Origin of the sequence: Bradyrhizobium pachyrhizi, from assembly GCF_001189245.1 — a bacterium.
In the GTDB taxonomy this organism is placed as follows: domain Bacteria; phylum Pseudomonadota; class Alphaproteobacteria; order Rhizobiales; family Xanthobacteraceae; genus Bradyrhizobium; species Bradyrhizobium pachyrhizi.
In genome coordinates, this window is the sequence record NZ_LFIQ01000094.1 from 107,188 (window position 1) to 113,939 (window position 6,752).

Annotated in this window: 10 protein-coding genes; 4 read left to right on the forward strand and 6 right to left on the reverse strand. The window is 57.3% G+C overall.

The genetic code is table 11. From position 1 onward, the window contains the following. Positions 1-265 precede the first annotated feature (265 nt). The 4 genes from AKL29_RS41030 to AKL29_RS24105 are packed head-to-tail and all read right to left on the reverse strand — an operon-like array spanning position 266 to position 2,357. Complete coding sequence (locus AKL29_RS41030; RefSeq protein ID WP_082190688.1) at positions 266-673, reverse strand: ubiquitination-like system serine protease family protein; 408 nt, start codon at positions 671-673, stop codon at positions 266-268. After that, on the reverse strand, positions 670-1,845 hold the full coding sequence (locus AKL29_RS24100; protein WP_152977743.1) for a ThiF family adenylyltransferase: 1,176 nt from the start codon (positions 1,843-1,845) through the stop codon (positions 670-672). The genes AKL29_RS41030 and AKL29_RS24100 overlap by 4 nt, the downstream gene beginning before the upstream one ends. Further along, entirely contained in the window at positions 1,820-2,095 is a 276-nt protein-coding gene (locus AKL29_RS41035; protein WP_082190689.1) for a multiubiquitin domain-containing protein, read from the reverse strand. The genes AKL29_RS24100 and AKL29_RS41035 overlap by 26 nt, the downstream gene beginning before the upstream one ends. A gap of 22 nt (positions 2,096-2,117) precedes the next feature. Next, a complete protein-coding gene (locus AKL29_RS24105; protein ID WP_050385884.1) occupies positions 2,118-2,357 on the reverse strand; it encodes a DUF2188 domain-containing protein in 240 nt (79 codons plus the stop codon). Positions 2,358-2,480: 123 nt separating this feature from the next. Here AKL29_RS24105 and AKL29_RS24110 point away from each other — a divergent pair, with 123 nt between their 5' ends. Beyond that, positions 2,481-2,813 (forward strand): helix-turn-helix domain-containing protein, encoded by a 333-nt coding sequence (locus tag AKL29_RS24110; RefSeq protein WP_050385911.1) that lies wholly within the window; start codon positions 2,481-2,483, stop codon positions 2,811-2,813. Next, a complete protein-coding gene (locus tag AKL29_RS24115) occupies positions 2,810-3,721 on the forward strand; it encodes an ImmA/IrrE family metallo-endopeptidase (protein WP_050385885.1) in 912 nt (303 codons plus the stop codon). Before AKL29_RS24110 ends, AKL29_RS24115 begins: the two co-directional genes overlap by 4 nt. 6 nt (positions 3,722-3,727) lie before the next feature. Here AKL29_RS24115 and AKL29_RS24120 read toward each other — a convergent pair whose 3' ends face one another. Next, positions 3,728-4,480 (reverse strand): TIGR02391 family protein, encoded by a 753-nt coding sequence (locus tag AKL29_RS24120; protein WP_050385886.1) that lies wholly within the window; start codon positions 4,478-4,480, stop codon positions 3,728-3,730. A gap of 753 nt (positions 4,481-5,233) precedes the next feature. Between AKL29_RS24120 and AKL29_RS24125 the strand changes: the two genes are divergently transcribed. Together AKL29_RS24125 and AKL29_RS42945 are read left to right on the forward strand one after the other, a co-directional pair. Continuing rightward, positions 5,234-5,434, forward strand: a complete 201-nt coding sequence (locus AKL29_RS24125) for a hypothetical protein (RefSeq protein ID WP_028336109.1) — start codon at positions 5,234-5,236, stop codon at positions 5,432-5,434. A 63-nt stretch (positions 5,435-5,497) separates the two neighbouring features. Then, positions 5,498-5,641, forward strand: coding sequence for a hypothetical protein (locus tag AKL29_RS42945; RefSeq protein ID WP_157346371.1), 144 nt, complete (start codon positions 5,498-5,500; stop codon positions 5,639-5,641). A gap of 69 nt (positions 5,642-5,710) precedes the next feature. On the opposite strand, the gene AKL29_RS45440 is transcribed toward AKL29_RS42945, so the two are convergent. Beyond that, positions 5,711-6,752, reverse strand: a 1,042-nt coding sequence (locus tag AKL29_RS45440) for an ABC transporter substrate-binding protein (protein WP_244482348.1), incomplete at its 5' end; no start/stop codon positions are given.

Sequence of the window (6,752 nt, forward strand, 5' to 3'; positions counted from 1 at the left end):
GATCGACCTGAGTGCCCTGGAGGAAACTCCAGGAGCAGAACTGCTCAAATTCGGGGAAACCTTCACTGGCAATCCCGAGCCAAGCCCCAACCACCCCGGGGAAGGTGTAGAGACTAGACGGGCAGCACCTAAAGCGATTCTCGCTACGGTGAAGGGATAGTCCAGACCACAAACGCGATTCAAACCGCGGCGGCGAAAGCCGTAGAGGGTACGAAAATCCGTAGGGCAATTGCCTGTCCCGGTTCGAGTCCGGGCGCCCGCACCATCACTTGCCGCCAAAGAGCTGTCGCACTCCCTGCCAAAGCCATGACCAGAAGCCACTTTGTTCGGGTGTGCGCGAAGCGTAGTACGCCTGCCGACGCATTTCTTCTGCACGTCGTCCCGCAGCAATCTGCTCATCAGACCACTGACCAGCCCACTGAATCACGCCATTGGTGATCAGGTAATGAGATCGGCAAGGCAACTGCCAATTACCAATGGAAGGTCGAAGTGTCGGACGACCGTCGCGCTCAGTAAAATTCCATCCGGCCGGGTTAAGCGGCGTGATCACCTTGCTCCCACATCCGCAAGCGCAGAGGTGCCCAGCGACTGCGTATTCTTCTGATACATAGAGGATATCGGAGGAAAGCTGCTTTGGCAGATACTGGACGCGCTGGAGGGTGATCGTTTTCATTTGGATTCAGTAAAGATACGTAGGTTGGCAACATTCATCAACAAATGATAGGCCGCGTTATCGTCAACATAGAAACCGCGCAATTGCTTGTAGCGGATCATAGCGATGCAGGCGTTTAATGCATTCAATTCAGCGATCTGAACATTCCGTCGGTAGATGTCATCGGGGTCATCAACGACTTCGGCCAAGCCCATTGCCTTGACCTCGGCCGCGTTGTCGGTGCCGTAGTACGTTGCCCGGATCGTGCCTGATAGCGGCCCTTGCTTCCGGTTCAGCCCCATTCCAACGTCAATGAATGGGATGCCCAGGCTGATCAGCAGGTCGAAAATTTCTGCACGGGCCGAGCCTTTATCGACGCAGACAAAGGCAAATGTAACGCCCGCCAGATCATCGGCAGATGACTTATCAATGTATTTCTTCCGCAAGATGAGCCCATTGCGGAAATTGTCGTAGCGCCCCTGGTAAACGTCAGCCTTGCCCTTATCGAGCTCATCCTCAGTCAGCTTGCCGGGTGAGCGGTATGCGTTGTGGACGTGGTAAACATCGCCATCAAAACCCCTGATTTCCTTCACTGGTGTCTTCACCAGGAAATCAAGAAGGTAGGCTCCAGTGCCGCCAAGTCCGATGACCGCGACAACTTCCTGCTTGAACACAGCGGCGAGATCACCAATTTCAGCACGGGCCGTAAGCGAGTCCTGAAACTTGAATGGGGAATCCGTGACCACGTCAGTGTCTATCCGGAAAGTGAGGGGGTTGGCCCCATGTAGCTCAATGGCTGGCCCGGAAATGATCCTCACGTAGCTCTCAATCTTTTCAAAGAAATCCGTGAAGCCGTTCCTGTTCGTCGGCTTGTTGGAGAAGGACCGTTCGATAACCACATCGTTCTTGCTCAGCGGGACATTGACGACCCCGCCACCAAGGTTTGGAATCGGCTTGCCATCAAGGCCGTAAGGGACCGAACCGGCGAAGTAGACTTCGTGGTTGCTCTGCTGCATCCGATACTTGTCGATCGGCACGAGAATGGTGACGATCGCCCCGACCTGGAGAGCGCGTTGGCTGTCCAGGTACGGAATATCACGCACGACAAGGTAACTGCCATCGACTCTCAAGGCATAGCCCTTTTCAAGGAGCCGACGGATGTCGTCGTTATGATTGGCCAGTTCGATCAACAATGAAGGACATCCCATCTTTGACTTTGACACTGCCCCCTGGAGAGAGGATCCCCTCCGGCTTGTTGCCGTTACCGCGGGTGTACGTCACCGAGTAGGTGATTTCCGGATGTTGCGGATAATCTGGGTGCGCCAGGGTGACCACTTCTGTGTAGGTGATCGTTTCGTTCTTAGGAACTTCGTGCGGCGTACCATCGACAACGATGGTCACCGTCTTGTCCTTTTGATTGTCGTGCTCGTCTTGTTTAGCCATCGGTGTTGCTCCTTCTGTTGGGTTATCCACGCGGCGGATTCGGATCGCCGCCGTGACTATCGCTTTGGGCGATGCGGCCATCCTGGTTGTGGATCCGCAGCTCGGTCTTCTGGTTGCGGCTGACCTCGCGTGCGTAGTCGACCGCTTCCTGCTTGGTATCGAAGTGCCCGGATGCCCGGTCGGCACCGCCGCGGCGGACGTCCCAGCCTCCCCCCTGATGCGGCACCACATGGTGCGTTTCAGGCCCCTTTTTTGCTGTCATTGGCTATTTTCTCCTTTTTTCCGTTACTATAAGTACGTATACTCCGAACATTACGGCATACGGATACGCGTTGTCAAGCACCTCATGTGCTGCTACTCTGAACACCGAAAAAGGAGACAAATCGTGACCACGCCGCTTGGCGACAAAATCAGAGACTTACGCAAGAAGAATGGCTTCACGCTCGACAAGCTGGCCGAGCTGGCAGAGTCGAGCAAAAGCTACATTTGGGAGCTGGAGAACAAGGACCCGCCTCGCCCGTCGGCCGACAAGATCGCGAAGATAGCCACCGCGCTTGGCGTCACCCCCGACTATCTCATTACCGACTCGGTACAGGTGGAAGATGCTAAGGATACGGCATTCTACCGCAAGTACCGCAGCATGAATGAGCCCACCAAGGAAAAAATCCGGAAGATGCTGGATCTGATTGGCGAGCCGACCCCCAAGGATGATGAATGAACAATCCGTTCTCGCCGGAACGCTGGGCTTTTGAGATTACTCATCTCCTAAACGCGGCATTCGCAGGCGCGGAACGGTTTCCGATCGACATTCCGATGATCGCGCAGGAGTACTCTAGGCAGCGCTTCCCCGATGATCCGATCCTCAATGTGAAAGGAGATAGCCTACCGGATTTTGAGGGCGCGCTGTATCGCGTGCCGTCCGGCCGCAAGGGTTGGGCCATCATTTATAACAATGCCATCGCATCCAGAGGGCGCATCAACTTCACCCTAGCTCATGAGTTCGGCCACTATCTTCTTCACCGTCTGGCATTTCCCGACGGGATTGAATGCGGACAGCAACAGATCGTTCGGTGGGACTCCGAAATCGGACAGATCGAGCACCAGCCCAACCTCTTCGCCACCAACCTCCTGATGCCTCTAGACGATTTTCGCCGCCAAATCCCGGATTCGGCGAAGGTAACCTTGGACATGCTTCGTGCTTGTGCTGACCGCTACAAGGTTTCGCTCATGGCTGCAGCCCTGCGCTGGATAAATTACACCAGGAAGCGCGCAATCCTCGTGGTTTCGCGAGATGGATTCATTTTGTGGGCGCGATCCAGTGAGCCGGCATGGAAGAGTGGCGCCTACTTCAAGACTTCCAAAGGCGCAATTGAGATCCCTGCTTCATCCTTGCCGCTCAACCCACAGAAACTCGTCGATGGTCGTGGAGAGATGGACCACGCTTCTGGCGCCTGGTTGCAGGAGCCAGTGCACGAGATAACAATTTTCGCTGAAAACTACGACTTTTCGATTTCGCTATTGCTGCTTGAAGAGGGCGTGAAACGCCCGATCTTCGAGGATGCTGAACCCGAGGAAGATACCTATGATCGCTTCATGTCGACGATGCGCGGTCGTTCCCGACAGTAATAGCGTTTAGGAGGAGCCTCCCTTGGCCGCCTTGCGTTGGTCAACAATCCGCAGCAGGTGATTAGCCAACAACACGATTTCCCAAGCTTCATCCGCTTCTTGGATATCCACGTCTCGGTGTGAGTGCGGATTCTTGTAAGAACCAATAGCCCCCGAAAAGAGCGCTGACCGTGCTGCGCGCTCACCTTTCTCAGCCGTCATATCTGTGAGTGGACCGGAGTCCTCATTAAACGCCTTACGCATCAGATTGACGCCGATTTCTGCGGGCCCCAGCCCAGATGCTTCCCTGACAGCAACCTCTACAGCCTTCATTGCCTGGAACGCCGCGACATCAAATTCGCTGCGCATAAAGGCTGACCAGACCGTCTCGGCAATACGCGGGTGAAGCATCCCTCTGTCGATACGACGCGACTTCGCGTACTTTGCAACATCTTCATCTGAATTCATCTGCCTTGCCTTGCGGCTAAGGACGCGGAAGCCGCTACTGCCGTTTGGACCAGGCGCAGCAATCAAAAGCCCTTGAACTTCAAGCCAAGACCACGCTTCGCTTATGGCGAGCTCAATTTCACCTTTTCGCGCAGCAGCATACGTATGCCCGCCCATATTCGGCACGAACACCGATGACTGGAAGTTCCCGAGGTGCATGAGGCCGTTCTGCGCCTGTTTGCGAGCAAATCGCAGGACAAGAGCAGCGAGTTCTTCGGTCGGTAGGCTGAGCAGATAGTCGATGTCCGGGACTGTTTCAGGGAGTGAGTTCATGCCTACAGGATCTTTCTCTCAGGGCGGTGAGCATTCCGCCTGATGCATTCGATCTTCTGGCGAACGCGCCGGAAAAAGGTCTTGGCATCGACCATGCGCTCGGGATGCCGATCTGCGTATTCACAGCGGCGAACGATCTCTGCGCGCCATGCCTCAGTCTCATGCTCGAGAAGCGTTGACGTTTGGTTCTCAGGGGTCATGGAGGTGGGCTTTCATTAGGGCCAATGACGCCTGCCCGCTGCGCAAGAATCCGTTAAGCAGTCGCTCGTACGGTCATGGGCGTGGTTCGGGAATTCGTCTTTCGGGGGACGATAACGAAAATGCAGCCCTCCCAGGCAACCCGTCAAGACGTTCTGCCATCGGGCGGTGCAGGGTTTTTCTGCTTACACATTTGTCCGACATTTCCCTAAGCTGGGATTCATCTTCTTCCACAGCTACTTACACATCTTGACCTTCAACGCGAAAAACGTAATATTTATCAATAGTTAGGCCATACCATATAGGACTTAAAATCCCTCGATGGCAACGTCGTGTGGGTTCGACTCCCACCGCCCGCACCAGCCTTCGCATGCCGTGCGCGGACCCACTACTCGGGAGGGCCAGTGTCGCGGTGCTCGCCGCGTCGTGTCTTCCGGCGGTGGCGTGGTTCACACGCCGCAATCGCTGACTGTCTTACTCTTCCCGCATTGGAAATTCCGGCCGCGCAGTTCGCGGCCGTCGCATTTCGAAATCAATTTTGGTCGGAGATCGGCGATGGAGATTGCAAACTGCAATCGGATCGACGCTACGCCCGACGACCGCGCGCGGCGATGGATCCGCGCCGCGATCATGCTGTACGGACTGCTCGCGTTTGCCGCTGGAGCGGTGGTCTGGATGAACGGAACCGGTATCGGACCGACGCAGCTCACGAGCCTGTCGAGCCCGAGCAGCATGAGACCAGAGCACGGCGATTAGCGGTCGCCGGTTCGGAACCCGTGCACTGCATATTCGTTGTCATGCCGCAATTGGAGCATGACGATGACGAACGACGATCCATCCGCGCAGCGCGCAACCGACCAATGCGATCAGCGCAAGGAGCGTCCCTCCCCGCCGCAGAACGCACCACAAGGCGGGCCACCGCTCAGCGACGGACTGGAGCAGCTCCGCGACAGCCACACCTGACACGCGACAGCGCGAAAAGAAAATGGCCGGGACACGTCCCGGCCATTTGTTTTGCGCCAAGCCGCAGGCTTACTCGGACTTGTCGATGTTCCAGAAGATCGGCGTCGCCGGGCCGTCGAGCACGCCGGTCAGCGACTTCCGCCACGCGCTCGGAATGGTGTACTGGCCGAGCGGAACGTAGATCACCTGATCGTAGGCCTCGGTCTGGATTTCCGTGGCGATCTTCTTCTTTTCCTCAGCCGAGCCGGCGCGCGCGAACTTGTCACGCAGCTCCTCGATCTTCGGGTCTTCGGCCCAGCCGAACCAGCCGCCATTCTTGCCGCGACCGGTGATCGACGCGTTGACGATCGGATCGGAGACGTCGGCCGCGACCCAGTTTGTGAAGAACATGTTCCAGCCGCCCTCCTTGGGCGGCTTCTGGCTGGCGCGGCGGGTCACCACGGTCTGCCAGTCGGTGGCCTGCAGGTCGACCTTGAAGCCGGCCTCGCGCAACTGCTGCGCAGCCACGACCGGCTGGGCCTTCAAAGTCGTGACGTCGCCCGGCGCCATGATCACCACGGGGGTGCCGTCATAGCCGGATGCGGCGAGCGCCTTCTTGGCTTCCGCCAGGCCGTTGCCCTTCACCAGCGTTTCGGCCCCGACGTCGGTCTCGAGCGGCGTGCCGCAGACGAAGAAGGCGCCGCAGATCTTCTGGTACTTGGCGTTGCCGACCAGCGCGTCGAGCACGTCCTTCTGGTTCATCGCGAGGAACGCAGCCCGGCGCACCTTCGGGTTGTCGAACGGCGGATAGAGGAAGTTCATGCGTCCGAGGGTCTGGAAGCCGAACTTGTTCAGGACGTCGATCTTGAGATCCGGATTGGCTTCGAGCACCGGCAGCATGTCGAACGGAAGGTTCTCCATGAAATCGATGTCGCCGGATTGCAACGCGTTCACCGCGGTCTGCGCATCGGCCATCGTGACCCACTCGACGCGGTCGACCTTGACGACCTTGCCGCCCGCGGTCCAGCTCGCCGGCTCCTTGCGCGGCACGTAGTCCTTGTTCTTCTCATAGACCGCCTTCACGCCCGGCTGGAATTCCGCCTGCACGAATTTGAACGGTCCGGAGCCGATC

Bases quoted from the DNA above. Each gene is read 5' to 3' on its own strand.
- AKL29_RS24115 (WP_050385885.1), top strand. From the start codon at position 2,810: ATGAACAATCCGTTCTCGCCGGAACGCTGGGCTTTTGAGATTACTCAT.
- AKL29_RS41030 (WP_082190688.1), bottom strand. From the start codon at position 673: ATGAAAACGATCACCCTCCAGCGCGTCCAGTATCTGCCAAAGCAGCTT.
- AKL29_RS24105 (WP_050385884.1), bottom strand. From the start codon at position 2,357: ATGACAGCAAAAAAGGGGCCTGAAACGCACCATGTGGTGCCGCATCAG.
- AKL29_RS24120 (WP_050385886.1), bottom strand. From the start codon at position 4,480: ATGAACTCACTCCCTGAAACAGTCCCGGACATCGACTATCTGCTCAGC.
- AKL29_RS41035 (WP_082190689.1), bottom strand. From the start codon at position 2,095: ATGGCTAAACAAGACGAGCACGACAATCAAAAGGACAAGACGGTGACC.
- AKL29_RS42945 (WP_157346371.1), top strand. From the start codon at position 5,498: ATGACGAACGACGATCCATCCGCGCAGCGCGCAACCGACCAATGCGAT.
- AKL29_RS24125 (WP_028336109.1), top strand. From the start codon at position 5,234: ATGGAGATTGCAAACTGCAATCGGATCGACGCTACGCCCGACGACCGC.